General features: G+C 30.7%; 16 protein-coding genes. 6 read left to right on the top strand and 10 right to left on the bottom strand.

The window, feature by feature from the left end; translation table 11 throughout:
- The first annotated feature begins 10 nt into the window (after nt 1-10).
- Together JJD95_RS09650 and JJD95_RS09645 are read left to right on the top strand one after the other, a co-directional pair.
- Complete coding sequence (locus JJD95_RS09650; protein WP_291642776.1) at nt 11-2,098, top strand: helix-turn-helix domain-containing protein; 2,088 nt, start codon at nt 11-13, stop codon at nt 2,096-2,098.
- A gap of 147 nt (nt 2,099-2,245) precedes the next feature.
- Entirely contained in the window at nt 2,246-3,664 is a 1,419-nt protein-coding gene (locus tag JJD95_RS09645; protein WP_291642774.1) for an MATE family efflux transporter, read from the top strand.
- Nucleotides 3,665-3,786: 122 nt separating this feature from the next.
- Here the strand turns inward: JJD95_RS09645 and JJD95_RS09640 are convergent, their stop codons facing one another.
- The 5 genes from JJD95_RS09640 to JJD95_RS09625 all read right to left on the bottom strand — a co-directional run bounded on the left by JJD95_RS09640 (nt 3,787) and on the right by JJD95_RS09625 (nt 10,706).
- Entirely contained in the window at nt 3,787-5,547 is a 1,761-nt protein-coding gene (locus JJD95_RS09640) for a methyl-accepting chemotaxis protein (RefSeq protein WP_291642772.1), read from the bottom strand.
- Between the two features lie 86 nt (nt 5,548-5,633).
- A complete protein-coding gene (locus JJD95_RS09635) occupies nt 5,634-6,482 on the bottom strand; it encodes a metallophosphoesterase (protein WP_291642770.1) in 849 nt (282 codons plus the stop codon).
- A gap of 130 nt (nt 6,483-6,612) precedes the next feature.
- A complete protein-coding gene (locus JJD95_RS20065; protein WP_367114800.1) occupies nt 6,613-6,786 on the bottom strand; it encodes a DUF6465 family protein in 174 nt (57 codons plus the stop codon).
- The gene (locus JJD95_RS09630; protein WP_291642768.1) at nt 6,779-7,582 is read right to left on the bottom strand and encodes a hypothetical protein; all 804 of its coding nucleotides are present in this window, start codon (nt 7,580-7,582) and stop codon (nt 6,779-6,781) included. The genes JJD95_RS20065 and JJD95_RS09630 overlap by 8 nt, the downstream gene beginning before the upstream one ends.
- 37 nt (nt 7,583-7,619) lie before the next feature.
- Nucleotides 7,620-10,706 carry a DEAD/DEAH box helicase gene (locus JJD95_RS09625; RefSeq protein ID WP_291642766.1) on the bottom strand — a complete coding sequence of 1,029 codons (3,087 nt, stop codon included), beginning with the start codon at nt 10,704-10,706 and terminating at the stop codon, nt 7,620-7,622.
- 117 nt (nt 10,707-10,823) lie between these two features.
- Between JJD95_RS09625 and JJD95_RS09620 the strand changes: the two genes are divergently transcribed.
- Both JJD95_RS09620 and JJD95_RS09615 read left to right on the top strand, forming a co-directional pair.
- Nucleotides 10,824-11,729 (top strand): chemotaxis protein, encoded by a 906-nt coding sequence (locus JJD95_RS09620; RefSeq protein ID WP_291642764.1) that lies wholly within the window; start codon nt 10,824-10,826, stop codon nt 11,727-11,729.
- A gap of 226 nt (nt 11,730-11,955) precedes the next feature.
- Entirely contained in the window at nt 11,956-13,155 is a 1,200-nt protein-coding gene (locus JJD95_RS09615; protein WP_291642762.1) for a hypothetical protein, read from the top strand.
- Nucleotides 13,156-13,202: 47 nt separating this feature from the next.
- On the opposite strand, the gene JJD95_RS09610 is transcribed toward JJD95_RS09615, so the two are convergent.
- A complete protein-coding gene (locus tag JJD95_RS09610; RefSeq protein ID WP_291642759.1) occupies nt 13,203-13,751 on the bottom strand; it encodes a ParB N-terminal domain-containing protein in 549 nt (182 codons plus the stop codon).
- Between the two features lie 448 nt (nt 13,752-14,199).
- Between JJD95_RS09610 and JJD95_RS09605 the strand changes: the two genes are divergently transcribed.
- Both JJD95_RS09605 and JJD95_RS09600 read left to right on the top strand, forming a co-directional pair.
- Nucleotides 14,200-14,964 (top strand): hypothetical protein, encoded by a 765-nt coding sequence (locus tag JJD95_RS09605; protein ID WP_291642757.1) that lies wholly within the window; start codon nt 14,200-14,202, stop codon nt 14,962-14,964.
- A 190-nt stretch (nt 14,965-15,154) separates the two neighbouring features.
- Nucleotides 15,155-15,397 carry a hypothetical protein gene (locus tag JJD95_RS09600; RefSeq protein ID WP_291642755.1) on the top strand — a complete coding sequence of 81 codons (243 nt, stop codon included), beginning with the start codon at nt 15,155-15,157 and terminating at the stop codon, nt 15,395-15,397.
- A gap of 110 nt (nt 15,398-15,507) precedes the next feature.
- Here the strand turns inward: JJD95_RS09600 and JJD95_RS09595 are convergent, their stop codons facing one another.
- The 4 genes from JJD95_RS09595 to JJD95_RS09580 all read right to left on the bottom strand — a co-directional run bounded on the left by JJD95_RS09595 (nt 15,508) and on the right by JJD95_RS09580 (nt 19,066).
- The gene (locus JJD95_RS09595) at nt 15,508-16,515 is read right to left on the bottom strand and encodes an electron transfer flavoprotein subunit alpha/FixB family protein (protein ID WP_291642753.1); all 1,008 of its coding nucleotides are present in this window, start codon (nt 16,513-16,515) and stop codon (nt 15,508-15,510) included.
- An 18-nt stretch (nt 16,516-16,533) separates the two neighbouring features.
- A complete protein-coding gene (locus JJD95_RS09590) occupies nt 16,534-17,316 on the bottom strand; it encodes an electron transfer flavoprotein subunit beta/FixA family protein (RefSeq protein WP_291642751.1) in 783 nt (260 codons plus the stop codon).
- A 31-nt stretch (nt 17,317-17,347) separates the two neighbouring features.
- The gene (locus tag JJD95_RS09585) at nt 17,348-18,487 is read right to left on the bottom strand and encodes an acyl-CoA dehydrogenase family protein (RefSeq protein ID WP_291642749.1); all 1,140 of its coding nucleotides are present in this window, start codon (nt 18,485-18,487) and stop codon (nt 17,348-17,350) included.
- A gap of 165 nt (nt 18,488-18,652) precedes the next feature.
- Nucleotides 18,653-19,066: a MarR family winged helix-turn-helix transcriptional regulator gene (locus JJD95_RS09580; protein ID WP_291642811.1), complete on the bottom strand. Its 414-nt coding sequence runs from the start codon at nt 19,064-19,066 to the stop codon at nt 18,653-18,655.
- Nucleotides 19,067-19,447 lie beyond the last annotated feature (381 nt).

Raw genomic sequence — 19,447 nt, 5'->3', positions numbered from 1 at the left:
GGTTTTTATGATGAGAAAAGAATATATAAGTTACATAAACGGTTTACCTATAAGTGCATCCTTAGAGAGTATAAATGACTATCCCATACATTGGCACAATTCTTTGGAAATAATTTTTGTGCTAAAGGGTTCTATTAATGTACTTATAGAATCAGGAAACTATAAATCTCATGAAAATGAAATTGAGATTATAAATCCAGATGAAGCCCATAAAATCTATTCAGTGGAAGAAAATAAAGTTTTAATTTTTCACATAGATCCTACATTCTTCGAAAAATATTATAATGATATAGAAAATATTTATTTTTATACAAACTCAGGCGAAGAGGGTTCACAACAAGAAGAAAAATATGATGTTCTCCGAAAATATTTGTCCATTTTAGCCTGTGAGGTAATACAAAAAAGTGAAAACTTTGATGACCAAATAGAGTCTACTTTAATAAAGTTACTATTTCATTTAATAAACAATTTTCATTATCTCACTTATGATGAAAAAGGACTAAAGGTGAATGGATTACAATTTGAAAGGTATCAAAGGATTAGCAGATACATCTATAATAACTACATGAACAAAATCAGTTTACAGGATATAGCTAAGGAAGAATATTTAAGTTCTTATTATTTATCTCACCAAATAAAAGATATGTCTGGAACAAATTTTAGTGAATTACTAAATAAAGTACGGGTAGACGAGTCTATTAAATTACTATTAGATACAGATAAAACCATAACAGATATTTCTGAGGATGTTGGCTTTTCTCATTCAAGATATTATAATAAGAGTTTTAAAGAATACTGTAAGTGTACACCACTCCAATACAGGAAAAAATATCATATTACAGAGGATAAATTTAATAGTTTTAAAAATATTCAAACATATGATTTGCCTGAATCGCTACAATACTTATCTTATTATTTAGAGGACTATGATAGATTTAACTATACTAATAAAATTATAAAACTTCAAACAGATTTTTTGTTAGAAGGCAACCCCTTGGAACATACATGGAAAGAAAAAATAAATTTAGGAGATGCAAAAGAACTTATTAAAGCAAGGGAACAGGAATATTTGAGATCTATCCAACAAACTATAGGCTTCAAAAATGGTATAATTCAAAACTTATTCGGAAAAGAAATGAAAATATATTTCAATGATAATGTAAGCTTTTTAAATTGGGATGAGGTTGACAAGCTATTAGAATTTTTAATGGATATATCCCTTGGTCCATTAATTATTTTGAACCAGACTTTTGATGATAAAAACTCTTTCATAAAACTCTTAGAAAGCTTTATACTATATTTTGCTGACATATATGGAATTGAGATAGTTAAACAGTGGAAATTCCAAGCTTCAAATGATTTATCTTTAGAGTATATAGATATTACACGGGAAATCTTCAAGAAATATGAATTGAATAATTTAATAGAAGACCCATTTAATGTTCCTAAAGATATAAATGCCATTTATGATTCCTCTTATATGCTGCCATATATTATTCATAATTTTATTAACAGTAATAATAAACTATTGGCTCTAAAGGCCTTTGATACTGTAGAAGAAAATTCAATTTTAAACAACGAATTATTTTTCGGTTCGCCTGGCATTATTACATTAAATGGTATAAAGAAATCTTCTTACTATGCTTATTATTTATTATCAAAGCTAGGAAATGAGATTATAGACAAGGGTGATGGATATATTATCACAAGACGAGATGAAGATATACAGGTCCTACTTTACAGTTACAGTAGTGAGATTAATAACCTAATTAATCTAGAGGATTTATCCAAAGGTAAAGGTAGTAAAAATATTACTGAGATAAAAATATCCTTAACCATTAAAAATTTAATTCACGACTATAAAGTTATTAAATATATAGTTTCAGAAAAAATCGGGTCAGCTTACGATATATGGTTGTGTATGGGTAAGCCCAAAAGACTTAGCTTTGACGAATGGAAAATTTTAAATAAAATTTCTTCTCCTAATATCTCCTTATCTTATGCTAAAAAAACTGCAGTGTATAATAACATATTAAAGATAGAAGGCTATGGTTCTACTTTGATAGTTCTTCAAAAAGTACAAAAGCACCTATTTTAAGGTGTTTTTTTGTTATTAGACCAAATTTTAAACACACTGATTAGCAACTTTGTGCTTCTTATCTAGCAACTATGTAAATGTTAATTTAATGCGAATAGCTTACAATAATACTGTTGAAACAAAAAAAAATTAGGAGAAGTGGATTTAATGACAATGAATAGCTTTGCAGAAAGCAATAAAATGTTTGGGGAAGAAAAAATCGGAAAACTTTTATTAAAATTTTCCGTGCCCGCAATAATTTCTTTAATGGTAGCCGAAATGTACAACACAGTTGATTCTATATTTGTGGGGCAAGCAATAGGAGCTAATGCTATAGGTGCTTTAACCATAGTTTTTCCAATACAAAGATTATTTCTAGCCATATCTATGCTTATAGCTATCGGAACTTCTACCGCAGTTGCAAGAAGTTGTGGTAAAGAAGATTATGAAAATTTAAGAATTATAATACCTAATGCTATAGTTCTAATGCTTATAATAATATCTGTAGTTTCTATTGGTATTTTTATTTTTAAAGATTCAATTGTATATGGTTTAGGTGCAACGAAAAATATATTCCCTCTTGCAAAAGAATATGTGAGTATCATATTAATAGGTGTAATGTTTCAATCCTTTACAGTAATTGCTTCTTATATTATGACTGCTTTTGGAAACACTAAAATAGTTTTATTAAGTACTTCTATTGGAGCAATTTTTAATGTAATAATAGATTATTTTTTAGTAAATGTACTTTCTTATGGTATGAGTGGAGCTGCTATAGCAACAGTAACCTCTCAGATAATAGGTTTCACTTATGTTTTATATGAATTTATAAAGGTAGTGAAAAGCTTGAAACTTCCAATTAAACTGACTCTTAATAAATCAGTATCAATTGGAATAATATTCGTTGGGTTTTCAACCTTTATCATAGAAATATCAGACGCAGTGGTATCAGTTATATTAAACAATCTATTAGCCTCCTATGGAGGGGATTTAGCCATTATAACTTTTGGTTTAATTACAAGAGTTTCAATGTTTCTATTTATGACCGTACTTGGTATAAGTGCAGCTATGCAACCAATAGCCGCCTATAATTTTGGTGCTGGAAATTACAAGAGGTTAAAAGAAGTTGTTAAGATATCAATAATTTCAGTATCAATAAGTTCAACTTTAATATGGGCAATATTTATGATTTTTTCAAAACAGCTTATAAGCTTATTTATAAATGATATTGTTATTATTGAGGAGGCATCAAGGGCTTTTAGAATAGTTATAGCTGTTTTTCCTTCCCTAGGAATATACTATTTAGCAATTTACTATTGCCAAGCTATAAATAGAGTTAAAACCTCTTTCAAATTGTCTATATACAGACAGATAATAATATTTATCCCACTAGCATATGCACTTATGAGTGGTTTAGATATGGGAGTCCTCGGCGCATGGCTTGCCTATCCAATATCTGATATAATATCCTTCGTTACAGCTTCTGTATTTATTAAATATACTTATACTTCATTAGAAATACTAGAGAGACACCAAATTATAAAATATAGGACTCCTAACTCTAGACTTGCTCATAACAGCATTTAGACCTTATTGATTTCACCTTTAAATGTGTGACAACAACAAAAAAAACTCCACGAAATCACTTTAGAAGTGACTCCGTAGAGTTATCTACGTGTATAAAAGTTAGTGGAATCACATTTTAAACTTTAAATCTGAAATGCATCCACTGACTCTCTAAGCTTTTCTGCAAGACTCTTTAAATCTTGAGTGTGTGATAGGATTTGTTCTACACTTGCAAGTTGCTGCTCAGTAGACGCCGAAACCTGTTGAGTTGCAGCTGAGTTTTCCTCAGTCGAAGCTGAAAGAGTCTCTAAAATTTCGATTAAAACATTTTTTTCACTTTCCATGTCCAAGCTATAGCCTTTAATGCTTGTCATATCTTCTGAAATCTTATCTACAGCCTTTAATATCTCTACAAATATACTTTTAGCATCTATTACAGACGAATTTTGTTCTTTAGCTATTGTATTTCCAACTTGCATAGCTTTAACAGCCTCTTTTGATTTTTTTTGTATACCGTCAATTAGTTCTCTTACTTTCCCAGCAGATATAGCAGACTGTGAAGCTAGCTTTCTTACTTCTTCAGCAACTACTGCAAAGCCTTTCCCCTGTTCCCCTGCTCTAGCAGCTTCTATAGCAGCATTTAGTGCCAATAAATTTGTTTGCTCAGATATCTGACTAATTGCTTCAGTTATTGCACCAATTTCTATAGAATTTTTATCAACCCCCAATATTATTTCATTGAGCTTACCAGCTGATTTACTATTTTCCTCTGATTTTTTTAAAAGAAATTCTATTGCCTCAAGGCCTTTCCCCCCTATACCAACTGTTTCAGCTGTAGCCTCATTAGTTTTTACAGTTAGCCCTGTAACGAGTTCTATCTTATCTGATAAGCTCATAACCCTACTAACCCCTTTTTCAGCTTCCTTCGCCTGCTCACTTGATCCTCTTGCAATTTCTTCAACCGCTGCTGATACTTCATTAATAGCAGCTATATTTTCATCAACAATGCTATCTAAGACATTTGAAGAGTTAAACACAACCGTAGACGAATCCTTTACTGAGCTTATTAGTCCATTTACGTTCTTAACCATTTTATTGAATGATTCATTTAACTTACCTATTTCATCCCTGTTTTTAATATTTAAATTTGGTATATTTAAATTTCCTGAAGCTACAACATCTACAGCTTCTCCAATTTTCTTAATTGGAACAGCTATATGCTGCGCAAATAGTGCAATTATCGTTGATCCTAAAACAAGTACTGCAAGGAGCATAAAAATCATTGTCTTAAGAATTTTATTTGATCCCATGTTAAAATCACTTGTATAAGTTCCAGCACTAACGACCCATTCCCAGTTTTGATCTGTTTTTTGGTAGGTAATCTTACTTGAAATCTTCTCTGAATTAGGAAGAGTCCAACCATAAGTCAAATATCCACCACCATCGTTTGCTACTTTAATTTGATCCTTAACGAAATATGTTCCATCTTTCTTATCTTGAACGTCAATTACACTCTTTCCTTCTAAAGTAGGATGCGCTGCTTCAATACCCTCTTGAGTATATGCAAGCAAATATCCGTTCTCTCCAAGACTCACGCTTTTGTTAATAGTTCTTGTTCCATCCGCATTTTTTTCACCTAACATATACACTCGAACATTTTCTTGAGCTTCATCAAGTGTTATCTTACCTGCGTCCACAAGTTTCTGCTCTCCATCAATTACTTGAAGCGTCATTTCTACACTATTTTTAAGTAAAATTTTTCCACTTTCTTCAAGTTCTCCTTTTGCAACTATATAACTTATTAACCCTAATGTAACTACAGGTATAAGTAAGAGTAATCCAGTAACTGTTATGAGTTTTGTCTTAATATCCAGTCCTTTTGTTTGCTTTGCTATTTTTTTCATTAGTTTTATCCCCCTTATACTGATTCTCTTTATTATCGACATGTCATAACATTACTTTAGCGCCAAATTCATATAAATTCCCCTATTCATTTATACCCAGGATTCAATGTCACTGTAACTATTTCCGGCCTATTGAATATTCTCTGTGGAAAAATACTATTGCCAAGTCCTCTGCTTACTACCATTGTAGTATTATTTTTTGTGTACATACCTTTATAATACTTTGGCCAAAACCCTTGATTGGGTGCAACAATCCCTCCTAAAAAAGGAATAATAATTTGTCCCCCATGCGCATGACCAGTAAACACAATATCTATATTATTATAAACATAAAAGTCAAAAATCTCAGGTCTATGAGAAAGCAATATTCTAAAATTATTTTTATCATTAGCTGCAAGCAATTCTTTTTTTATTATATCTTCAGAGTGAGCAGAGGTGTTGAAAGAAGGATCGTCTACCCCCAAAACTTCAATTTTATCTTTACCTTTAACGAATAGAATAGATTCATTTCTTAAAACAATTACTCCCTTATCTTTAAGTTTTTTTTCTAAAGTTGCAAATTTTCCAGACCATCCTTCATGGTTTCCATTAACATAATATATTGGTGCTATGGATTTTATTTTATCAATGAATGCTAGTGCATTTTCTTCATTATATTTTCGTCTATCCACTAAATCCCCAGTAATAACTATAATATCAGGGTTTTGTGATTTTATTTTTGATGTAAGCGGGTTATTATCTTTATAAAATACTTTATTATGCAAATCTGAAATTTGGACTATCTTGAAATTATTAAAAGTTTTTGAAAGTTTATCACTTTTTATATTGTAATTAGAAATCACTATATTATTGTTCTCAAAATAAGAAAAGCAAACTATAAATATGCCAATAGCAATGAATAAAACATATTTGTTGAATAAGATATTTTTAATCATAAAGAGTACCGTGCCCCTTCCATTTATATAATATGTCCTGCCACAATAAGTAGAAACCGAATAGCTTATAACATATTGTAATTAAAATAAAAGAGAACCTAAAATTAAATTTTAAGCTCTTTTATAATAATTATGCAGTTAATTCAAATTTGCCTGAAACAGTTTCATTAATAACATAGTAGCATTTATGCTCCTCAATTTTCACATATATCTCCATTGATTTTATATCCTTTTGAAGATTTCCACTTTCCCTCCATATTTCTTTAACCTTTTGCCACTTGCCACGTGGATGGCACCTACAAATACTTTCTAGTTTCTTCTTCCGTTTTAGTATATGCTGTACTCATTTTATAACCAAACTTATCTTCATCTGTGCAAAAATCTGGAACACCTAATGTTTTTATAATTCCATGTACAACTTCCGGCGACACATAAGAGAATGTCATGTTTAATACTCCTTCATCTATTCCACTAAACTTTTCAAATTCCATTCTTAAGTCTTCAATAGTTTTTTTTGATTTGCGTAACCTCTTTGCTCTTCTTTTAATTTTCTCGCCCTCATTGCAGCTTCTTAGAATTCTTAATGTTTTCAAAAATTCACTCTTGTCCATGCCTCTCAGTTTTAATATAACAAAAGGGTCTCTATCAAATTCAAGGCCAAGCATGTAATGAACTGCAGCTATATGCTTACATGGATTTGCAGTATCCATGCAAGAACACTGAGTTATTAAATGTATTTGTTTTTTAGGAAAAAGAGAAACTCCAGCTTCCTTAAAAGCTTCTTCTATATTTTCAGGCATTTCTCCATTTAAAATCATAGCACAAAATATAGCTTTTTGTGCCATGACTTTCATGATTTTTTCCCACTGCTCTTTTGTAAAAATATCAATCTCCATATTAACCTCATAAGGTTCCGAGCTGTTACCTTGGACTTCAGCCTGAATTTCTCCCTTTGAAACTTCTATGTTCAATACATTGCCTGCTCTTGCATACTCTCGTCCTCTGTCAATTCTAGAGCTTATAGTAAAGCTTGAAATTGCACTATTCCATTTTTTAGACCACCAATTACTACCAAATTCATTTCTTATTCTTACAGTCACAGCGTCACCCCCACCTTCACAAAAACATTGCTTAATATTACTTAACTACATTTTCCTTTTCTAATTTAAATAATTCTCTAATCTCCGCGTTACTCATTTCGGATATCCAGTTTTCATTTGTAGAAACTATACTTTCCGCAAGTGCCTGTTTCCGTTCTAGCATCTCATCTATTTTTTCCTCTAGAGTTCCCATACATATAAATTTATGCACATGAACATTCTTAACTTGGCCTATTCTAAAGGCTCTATCTGTTGCTTGATTCTCTACAGCAGGGTTCCACCATCTATCATAATGAAACACATGACTCGCTTTTGTAAGGTTTAATCCAAGTCCTCCAGCCTTTAGTGATAATATAAAGACCATAGGCTCGTCACCTTCATCTTGAAAAATATTAATCAACTCTTCTCTTTTCTTTCTGCTTGTTCCCCCATGTAAAAATAGTGTTTTTACACCTAATTTTTTCTCTATCTCTGATGTAAGTATGTGTCCCATTTCTGCAAACTGAGTAAATACTAATGATTTATCTCCTTCTGACACAACAACTTCTAGCATCTCTAAAAGACTGTCAAGTTTTCCAGAGCGACCTTCAATTTCACTGTCATCTTTCAAAAACTGTGCAGGATGGTTACAAATTTGCTTGAACTTAGTTAATGAAGAAATTATAAGTCCTCTACGCTGAATACCTTCAGAATTATCAATTTTATTCAAACAATCCTTCACTACTGCTCCATATAAAGTAGCTTGTTCCTTTGTTAGTGGAGTATATTCTTTCGTTTCTATTTTTTCTGGTAAATCTTTTATAATATTCGTATCAGTTTTAAGTCTTCTTAATAAAAACGGAGTAATTATTTTCTTTAATTTAACACTCTTTTTAGAATCCCCATCTCTCTCTATAGGAACTGCAAATTCACTTCTAAATGTTGACCAATTGTATAGATATCCACAATTTAAAAAGTCCATAATAGACCACAAATCTGATAGTCTATTTTCAACTGGTGTTCCTGTAAGTGCAATCTTATATTCAGCTTTAAGAGTTTTTATACATTTAGTTTGTTTAGATGAACTATTTTTAATGTTTTGAGCTTCATCTAATATAATTCCTGCCCATTTTTCTTTTTGAAATAAATCCTTATCTCTTACTATTAGAGCATATGTTGTAATGATAACTTCATTTTTGCGAACTTCCTTGCTAAATGTTTCGTAAGTCCACCTATTATTTCCGTGGTGAATTGATGATTTAAGACCTGGTGCAAACTTTTCAATTTCTTTTTCCCAATTTCCCACTACTGAAGTTGGACATATTATAAGTGTAGGTTTATCTGTTAATCCCTTTTCCCTCTCATGAAGCAAAAGACATATGCTTTGAACAGTTTTCCCAAGTCCCATATCATCAGCTAGGCAGGCTCCTATACCATAATTATGGAGAAATGTTAACCAGTAGAAACCTCTCTTTTGATATTCACGAAGAATTCCTCTAAATCCTAATGGAATATCAACTTGTTCTAAATTATCCAAATTAAATAATTTTTGAAAAAAGTTTTCTACAGCTTCTTGATTGTCTATTTTATCAACACTAACTCCAGGAATTATTTCTTCATCACTTAAATTAATTCTTAATAATTCTGAAACAGGTATCTTCCCACTGTATTCTTTATTCATTTTCATCTTGGCCAGCTTTTTAATTTGATGTACATCAACTTCTACCCACTGACCCCTAAATTGAATGAATGGCACCTTTAGATTTGAAATATTTTCAAATTCACTCTCACTTATCTCATTTCCATCTAATGCCAGTTTCCAATCGTATTCAAGAATAGTGTCCATATTAAATGTACTCTTTGCTGCTATATTATTATTTGTGTTTTGATTTTTTTCTTTAAGTCTAACAGAAATCTTTGAAGGTTTTTTCCACCAAGCTGGCGCAATTATTCCAAAACCTTTTTCTTTTAAAAAATAAGCTGCTTCCCTTAAAAATGAATAAGCTTCATCCATAGATAATTTACATTCTACCGGCGCTACATCATAAAGACTCCGTTGGATAGGAATAAATACTTTTGACGCAACCGCTAAATCCTCTAGAAGCCTTTCCTGAGGATTATTAAATTTTTTATTTAAATAAGTGATAGTATCCACAGATTCTTCAAAAATCATTTTTGCCGGAAGCATAAGGCTTAGGTCGTCCTTTGCTTGAAGTAAATATTCAATTGTCCAAATATCTCCTCTTGTAGGAGGTACTACCTTAAAACATGTACGAAATTTGAAATTAGTGTTTTTTATTCTTATAGGTTCTATCCACTTCTTATATTGGTTTAACATTTTAATCTGATCACTGGTATCAACTGGTATCTCAGGCAACTTGGAAAAAAGAGAATAAATCCAAGCGCTACCTAAGTTACTAACACCATACATTAAGTGTTCACTATCACTATTTATTTCACTAGAACTTCCTCTCACCATACTATCAATTATAGAATCCATGAAATTGCTTACCAGTTTAGTGCTATTTGTGTATATAAATTCATCATTTTCTAAGGGAAAATACGCCTTACACTCTGTTGGCATATTACTGCATAAAGCCTTCTTTTTATAGATATATTCAGGATCGCTTGTATGCCATCTCCACTGAGAATCCACTTTTTTATGTGCCCTATCAATTGTAAGTGAAGGCAGATATTTATGTTTTATAATTAGCTCTGCTGTAAACTTTGCCACTGTAACCCAAAACTTTAATTCTCGAGACAACTCTACTCCCTCTATGCGTTTTCTATCTATATTTAAAAGCATATGGAATGCATCTATATTGTTAAAAGTAATGCCTCTAATTTCTCTCTTATAAAGTTGCTTTTTTATTGAATCATATTTATATTTTCCACATTTTATTTCTAGAGCAGAACTATTTATTTTGCTACGAAGTTCTAAAACCGAAACCATCTCTTCGTAAAGTAGAAGTGCATTTTTAGGTTTCCTACCGCGCCTTGTACACTTAGTCTCTCCGAGCAGTCCCCATAATATAAATATGTATTTGCCTTCTATAGTTTCTATCCATCCGCCATTTATTATCAATTTCTCTTCACCCTCTATTAATGCTACTAACGTTTTAATGCATAATATATAGTTTACCATATTTAGCAGAATAATTTCGTTTTATATTTACATTTATAAGTAAAGTTATTATAATTATATCCGAAATATAATATATATATATAATTTTTTTATACCCATTCGAAAGTGAGGAAAAATATGAATAATAATATACTATTAGAATCTGGAACTGGCGAAGTTGAAATACTTGAATTTGTGATAAGTCAAAAACATTATGCAATTAACATTATTAAAGTTAAAGAGGTAATAAATACAACTAATCTTACGAAGCTCCCTGATTCTCATCCTGCTATAGCAGGGCTTACATTATATAGAGATAAAATAATAACTTTAGTAGACTTAAAATACATCTTAGAAAAGCAACATAAAACTGAAATTGAATCAACAATTATTCTTTGTGAATTCAATAAAATCCAAGTAGCCTTTAGTATTGATAGTATTGTAGGTGTAAATCGTATTAAATGGGATAAAATAACTAAGCCTGACGACATTTCTATCAATTCACTAGTTATTGGTAATATTGTTATAAATGATAAAATAATATTACTTCTAGACTTTGAAAAAATAGTTACTGAAATCAGCCCTTCTACAGGGATTACCGAGGATAAAATTAATGACATAGCCTACAAAGATAGATCAAATGTTAAACTTGTTTTAGCTGATGATTCTCCATTAATCAGAAGATTATTAAATGATACTCTTACCAAGGCAGGATTTAACAACCTAAAAATATTTGATGATGGAAAGCAAGTTTTAGTATATTTACTTGAACTGGTCCAGAAAAAAAACAGTAATTTTATAGAGGATGTTAATGTACTAATAACAGACATTGAAATGCCTCAAATGGATGGGCATACACTAACAAGGAAAATTAAAGAACATAGCATTCTTAAAAAATTACCAGTCATTCTATTCTCCTCATTAATCACTGCTGATTTAAGGCATAAGGGAGAGTCTGTAGGTGCCAATGCACAAATGAGCAAACCTGAAATAGGAGAGCTTGTAACTTGCATTGATGGATTCACTGATTTTTCTCATAAGTAAAATTTTATAAAAGCTGTGAATATAAATTCACAGCTTTTATTCGGTATAAATTTTATTAATCAAAATTTCCATCTGTACAAAAATATCTCAAGATAACTTTTGTATTGAATTTTCTTCAAAGATTTGTGTAAACTTATTAAGTATAATATAATACATACGTAAAGCTTATTCTAGAAAATCTATCTAATGAGCTTAATTTTGATAAAGTGTTAGAGGAGGCTTTTACATGAATATTGGCGATGTGATAATTAAGATTAATAATATAGGTAACGATACAAAAGATAAAATTGCTCCTTTTCAAGTATTAAAAAAATTTAAAAGCGGAAGGTCTGAAGCTGGAGTATATATGGTGGAATACGGTTCTGCAAATAGGGTAGGTATTTTAAAGATAACTAAGAAAAATGAAACGGAACTATTTCAAAAGGCCTACGGGCTTGCCTCAGAGAATAATATGCAAAAGTATATTGCCAAACTCATAACTAGTTATAAAATTGTAGATAAAAGCAAAGTTTCATTATATGTTAACTTATATGATTTAGCAGGTGATGATATACACAATAGTGAGACATTTTTGGACAAGGTTCTAAATGAAGATGAACTTAAAGATAACACAATTTCAGCAATAACTAAGTTTTTATTCACTTGGAACAAAGAACACGTTAAAAAATCCATGTCTCCAATGGATATCGTTAAAAATGAACTTTCATATAGATATATGGATGATAAATACATACAAGCCTTTGAATCAATAGGTGTAGATAAAAATATCAAATGGATATCACTAGATGGAACTGACATACTACTACCTAATCCATATTATTATTTTAATGATAAAAATATTTGGAACGGTCTTAATGTAACTTGTCTTACATCATATGCACATGGGGATTTTCAAGGAGATAATATTATAATAACTGAAAATAAGCCTGTTATAATTGATTTTTGTGACTTTCTAGAAGATTGTAATGTTTTTCACGATTTAAGATATCTTGAATCAATTACACTAGGCGATTACTTAGAAATTAACAAACAAACAGATAGAGAATTATGGAGTAAGGTATGTGAAGGTTTAAGTTATGGAATAACAGAAATAGACCTTCCCCAAGGAAAAGGGATGACCCTTTTAAGGCAGCTTATAAGTAAACTTCGGGAGAATGTGAAGCTAATTGTTAATGATAGCCGTAACAGCCTATACAACCCTTCATTTCATCTAGCGGGCACAGCTTGTGGATTAATTAATATGAGAAAATACTCAAATGCGAACAAAAAAAAGGCAGCTTTTATATATGCAGCCTTTAACCTTAAAATGTTCCTAAAGGATGAAGAAGTTAATATGTATTATCCTAAATTAGATTCATGTATAGTCTTTAATTGGAAATCTGAAAAACTCAGAAATGATGCTGTTATTTTGCAATCAATTACATAACTTGACCTATTTTATTAAAAACAAGCGGGAACATGGTTCCCGCCTTTTTAATTTTCCTCATATGAAACTGGAACACTATTTATCCCAAGTTCTTGAGCAGCTGCATATTGGTCATGTCCCGACACTATTATAAAACTCTCTTTTTTAACAATAATAGGTCTACTAAACTTCTTATTATTTTTCATATAATTTATTGCTTTATTCTTCGAACGTTTTATTGACATATCTTCATTTTGGTTTACTAACTTTGAAATATCCACTATTTCAACAGTTCCAATTGGCATTTCAAAATTTAAATCTATTTGTCCATTCTCATCTTTTAACAATTGAAATGCTTTAATTGATGTCGCTTCTACTGAGATAAATGGTGTACCTTTACTATTTACACATGCTTTAAGTTCCCCTTTAATTACAAAGTAATTCACATTAGTCATACCTTCTACTGCATCTTTCCAATAATCTTTCTTTACAATTACTCTATAAATTGATTCCTGTTTATCATAATTTGGTATTTTAAATAGTAAATTTACATCTCCATTATCTAGCTTAGTTGTTTTTACAGGTAACCCTTTTATTATAATCTCACTCTTATTCATAATTAAATTCTCCTTTTAATTTTTATTTCTTTAACTTATTAATAAAAAAATAAAACACCTAGAAAGTGCATATTACTTTCTAAGTGTTCCTAACTAAATTGAAATTTAGTCCTATATTAAATTTAATGTGTATAGATTTATTTATACCTATGTTAGAAGTTTTTACATGATTTAAAAATTCAGAAATTTTGTCATTATAAACTAACATTGGCTTCACCTCATTCATAAATTTAAAAGTATTTTTTATAAATCTTATATATTTATACTTCCAAATATATTATAACATTTTACTCATAAAAATACAATACATCAAGACAATGCTTATGTCTTGTGGCAAAAGGGACAAAAATATTCCTTACTTATTCTTCATGACCATGTTACAATAATATGACGTACCTATTGGCATTAATGCCATGGGGAAAATAATTTTAGGAGGCAATGCTTACATATGAAATATTTTACAGATAACTATATGGGAGATCACAATTTCATTCTGACTATAGATTGTGAAGGTTATAATTTTGATAAAAACTTAAAAAACAATGTATTAAACTTAGAAAAACTATTAAAATTAAATTCAGATAATAATATATATACCCTCTTATTTATAACCCCTTACTTTGCGGAAATGATGAACAACCTTAATCTAATAGAAAAAATAAAAAACAATTATAAAGTTATATTTGGTCTTCATATTCATCCAAATAATTTGCCAGAACATATAGAAAAGCACTGTCCATTTATAAAAAGTGATGAGGATTTAATATCCGCCTATTCTTATGATGAACAAACACTTATAATAAAGCATTGTTATGAATATATTTCACTCCTCGGCATTGAGCCTGTTTCGGCCTTCCGTGGAGGATATTTTTCAATAGATGATAATACCGAAAAGATTTTATCCGAGATAACTCCTATAACATATGAATCTCACAATATTTATAGACCTGAGTATAGGGTAACAAAAAATATACTAACTCCTTTACCTGTTTACGCACAAAATGAAAATGAAGAATTAAGACTAGAATACTTTAGTATTGAAAAGCTTTCAGAAATGTTAAAGAGTGGAATTTCGGATAATAAAAAACTATTTGGAATAACTCATAGTTATTTATTAGATCCAAATGATTTCCATTATAAACGTGATAACATACAACCAAATATTCATAAAAGAATGGAGATTTTAATAGATATTATAAATAAAAGTAAATAAGCTTTTCCATTCTAAAAGGGCTGTCTAAAAACGATTAATAAATCATTTTTAGACAGCCCTTTAATTAACAGTATAACAATAAGAATTCAGATAATCTTAGTTCTATCCTTAATTTGTATTATTTAATACATAAATAAATTTCTGAAGTAATATATTTATATTAAATTGCAAATGTTAAGGGGGCATTAGGTTGAAAACAAAATTTATCAAGGAACTTACAGTTGTAATTATAATAATTACGCTCAGTATTATAGGTATTTTCACATTAAATGAATATATTAATTATCAATTAAAAATAAATGATATAAATAAATTTATACTAGCTGAGAACTTTGATGAGGCAGAAAAAAGCATTAGAACTAGTGGTTTGAAATTTAAAGATATTGATATGCTAAAAGAAAAAATTAAGCAAGTGAGAGAAACTCAATACTAAATAAAAATTATTTTATAAAAGAGACAATATGAATAATGCCCTGTATTTAGAATTCACGTCTAAATACAGGGCATTATTTCAAAAATAATAATTAATAAATAGCCTAATTATTATTTTGTAGCCGCATCTTTGATTTGGGCGATTAATTCAGGAATAACCTTCTTGTAATCACCAACAATACCAAGGTCAGCTATTCGCATCATTGGAGCATCAGAATTCTTATTTATAGCAATGATAAAATCACTATCATTCATACCTGATTGATGCTGAATTGCACCAGAAATTCCACATGCAAAATATACTCCTGGTCTTACAGTCTTTCCAGTTTGTCCAACTTGACATAATTTATCAACCCAACCATTATCAACAGCCGCACGTGATCCTGATACGGTACCTCCAAGTAAATCAGCAAGCTCTTTTAACACGTTGAAACCTTCAGCGCTACCAATTCCTCTTCCACCAGATACAAGAACTTCTGCTTCTCCTATATCAACTATATCTTTAGCTAGTTTAACTATTTTTTCTACTGTAGTTCTTATTTCTGATTCTTTTAAATTAACAGTTACCCTTTCAACAACGCCTTTTCTACTTGGATCTTTTGGTAATTTATTAAATACACCAGGTCTTACCGTTGACATCTGAGGTCTTTTTTCTTCACAAACTATAGTAGCCATTAGGTTTCCACCAAATGCTGGTCTTGTCTGAAGAAGATTTTTTGACTCTTCATCAATTGCAAGTCCTGTACAATCCGCAGTAAGTCCTGTTGATATTCTAGCAGCAACCCTTGGCGCTAAGTCTCTTCCTTGTAAAGAAGCTCCACATAATACTATTTCTGGTTTTCTTTCCTCTATTAAATCAACAATAACATTTGTATATCCATCAGTAGTATAATTCTTTAATAGTGGACTCTCCGCATATAATACCTTATCAGCTCCATGAGCTATTAATTCTTTAGTAAAATCGCCAACTTGACTTCCAAGCAATACTGCAGTTAATTCAGTTCCACGAGTTTCTGCAAGTTCTTTTCCTTTACTTAATAATTCTAGAGATACGTTTTGCAATTTACCATCTCTTTGTTCAGCAATTATCCATACGCCTTTATAATCAGCCTTATTCATTATAAATCCCTCCTAATTTTAAATAATATGGTTTTCTTTCAATTTAGCAACTGTGTATGCTGCTCCCTCTTTAAATGGTAAATCTACAATTTCGCCCTTACCCTTTAATTCTTTTGTCCAAGATTTAATTACCTTTGTTCCTGAACCTGAAAGCCCAAGTAGAGATTTATCAACACCAATGTCACTAGCAGTCCATACCTTTATTTCCTTCTTGAATGTTTCAAATACGTTTGACATATTTACATATCTTGGAGTATTCAACTCTTTGATAGCAGTTAAAAGTACTGGAGTCTTAACTTTAATTATTTCATATCCATCTTCTGTTGCTTTCTTTATTCTCAAAGTATCACCATTAACAGACATTACTTCTTCTACATAAGTAACCTGTGCAATTCCAAGACGTTCTGCGAGTTCTGGACCAACTTGTGCTGTATCTCCATCAATTGCTTGTCTTCCAGCAAATATTATATCGTAATCAAGTTTACGCATTGCACCTGCTAATGCATTTGAAGTAGCTAAAGTATCTGCGCCTGCAAATGCTCTATCAGAAATTAATACTGCGGCGTCAGCTCCCATTGAAAGAGCTTCTCTTAATGCTTTTTCAGCCTGTGGTGGTCCCATACTAACTACTGTAACATGAGCACCTTGATCATCTTTTAGTACTAATGCTGATTCTAAAGCATTTTTATCATCAGGATTAATTATTGAAGGAACTCCATCTCTAATAAGTGTTCCTGTTTTAGGATCTATTTTAACTTCAGTTGTATCCGGTACTTGTTTTATACAAACAACTATATTCATTTATGAACCCTCCTATAAAATAAGATTTAAATTATTTAAAAATACTACCACTAATAATCATTTTTTGTATTTCATTTGTTCCTTCATAAATCTGAGTAATCTTAGCATCCCTCATCATTCTTTCAACTTGGAACTCTCTCATGTATCCATTTCCACCAAGCATCTGAACAGCTTCTACAGTTACATGCATAGCTGCATCTGTACAAGCAAGTTTTGCTTTAGCTGCTGAAACCGAATAATTTCTTCCTTCTTGTTTATCCATAGCTGCTTTATATAATATATACTTAGCTTGTTCAATTTCAAGGTCTAATTCAGCCATTTTAAATGCTAAAGATTGATTCTTAAATATAGGCTTTCCAAACTGTTTTCTTTCTTTCATATACTGTTTTGCTATTTCAAATGCGCCTTCTGCAATACCAAGTCCTTGCGCTGCCACACCAATTCTACCACCATCAAGAGTTTTCATAGCAATACCAAAACCCTTTCCTTCGGCCTTAACTAAGTTTTCAGCTGGAACTTCCATATCCTGAAATACTAACTCTGAAACCTGTGCTGCGCGTATCCCACATTTGTCCTCAATTTTCCCTATTGAGAATCCTTTGAAGCTCTTTTCAACTATGAAAGCTGATAATCCTTTTGTACCTATACTCTTATTTGTGCTTGCAAATATTAAGAATGTTTCTGATAGTGGTCCATTTGTAATAAAGCATTTTGAACCATTTATAATGTATTTATCACCTTTTTTAACTGCTACAGTTTCAACTCCACCTGCATCGGATCCTGCACCTGGCTCAGTTAAACCAAATGACCCAAATTTTTTACCTGAAAGTATATCTGGAAGATATTTTTTCTTTTGTTCTTCTGAAGCACTACTAAATATCCCTCCTGCACATAGAGACGTAGTTACAGAGTATGCAATTCCTACTGAAGCATGTACCTTTGATATTTCTTCTACTGCTATTGCGTAAGATAAAACGTCTCCACCTGACCCACCATATTCCTTAGGGTATGGCAAACCTAAAACACCTAATTTACCCAGTTTCTTATAAGCTTCTACTGGAAATTCACTATCAGTGTCATTCTGCTCAGCTATAGGTTTAAGCTCTGTTTCAGCAAAAGCTCTCACCATATCCCTTACTTGTTCTTGCTCTTTTGATAAACTAAAATCCATATTTACAACCTCCTACATTTTTTCATTTTCAAAAAAATAACTTGTTTCCTTTTCTTTTAAGCTCTTATACCTTCAATCTGTACTTTGTCCGCAAATAGTTTGCAAGCAAAGTATTATTTTAAAAAATATAGACCTTCACAAAGTCTAAATTTTCTAACTCATATTTCAGTTATTTATTATTTGTTTTAACCTTAACTTTAATTGATTTTGTTCATCTGAACTAAAATTAATTAATACTTTTTTATTTACTTCTTCAATGATTTTTTCTATTGGCTCACGCAGTAAGAGACCCTGTTTAGTTAATTCAACCTGTAAAGTACGCCTATCTTCTATACCAGCAACTCTCACAACTAATCCTTTGTTTACCATTCTTTCAATGATTCCAGTGATAGTTGAACCATCTAAAATTAAAATCGTCGCAATTTGCTTGGGTGTTTGTCCATCCTCATCCCAAAGACATTTTAGTATTCCATATTGTACAGGCGTTACATCATACTGTGCAAGTTCGGACTTTAAATATTGAAAAACTGTTTGTTGTGCTTTTGTTAATAAAAAATTAATACATTCATTCATCTCCATAATTACTTCACCTCTAATTTTAGTTACATTCATATTGTATTTTAAACTAATCATGCTTGTCAAGTAAACTTATAAAACGTGATCGTCGCATGTAGCATAAATGCAATTGAGTTACTAATATAGATTATGGCCATTTAAATTTACCTTTATTTTTTCCTAAAATAATTTGTTTTTCTTCCAATGTGGAATAATTTCATTATACTTGCTAGCAAATAGTTTGTCAACCAACTAATATAATTACCAGAGCTGAAGCATGATTTTTTTTAAAAGCACTAATTTAACTTAAAATTATAAATTACTATTACTATTTGTGATTCGCAGATTTTTTTATATAATATTGCTGATAAAATAAGTTTCAATTCATTTTCATAGTTCACTTTT

It is taken from the genome of Clostridium sp., from assembly GCF_016650035.1.
In the GTDB taxonomy this organism is placed as follows: Bacteria; Bacillota; Clostridia; order Clostridiales; family Clostridiaceae; genus Clostridium_AD.
The sequence above is the reverse complement of the archived record's forward strand: the minus strand, read 5'-3'. Positions and strand labels throughout refer to the sequence as shown.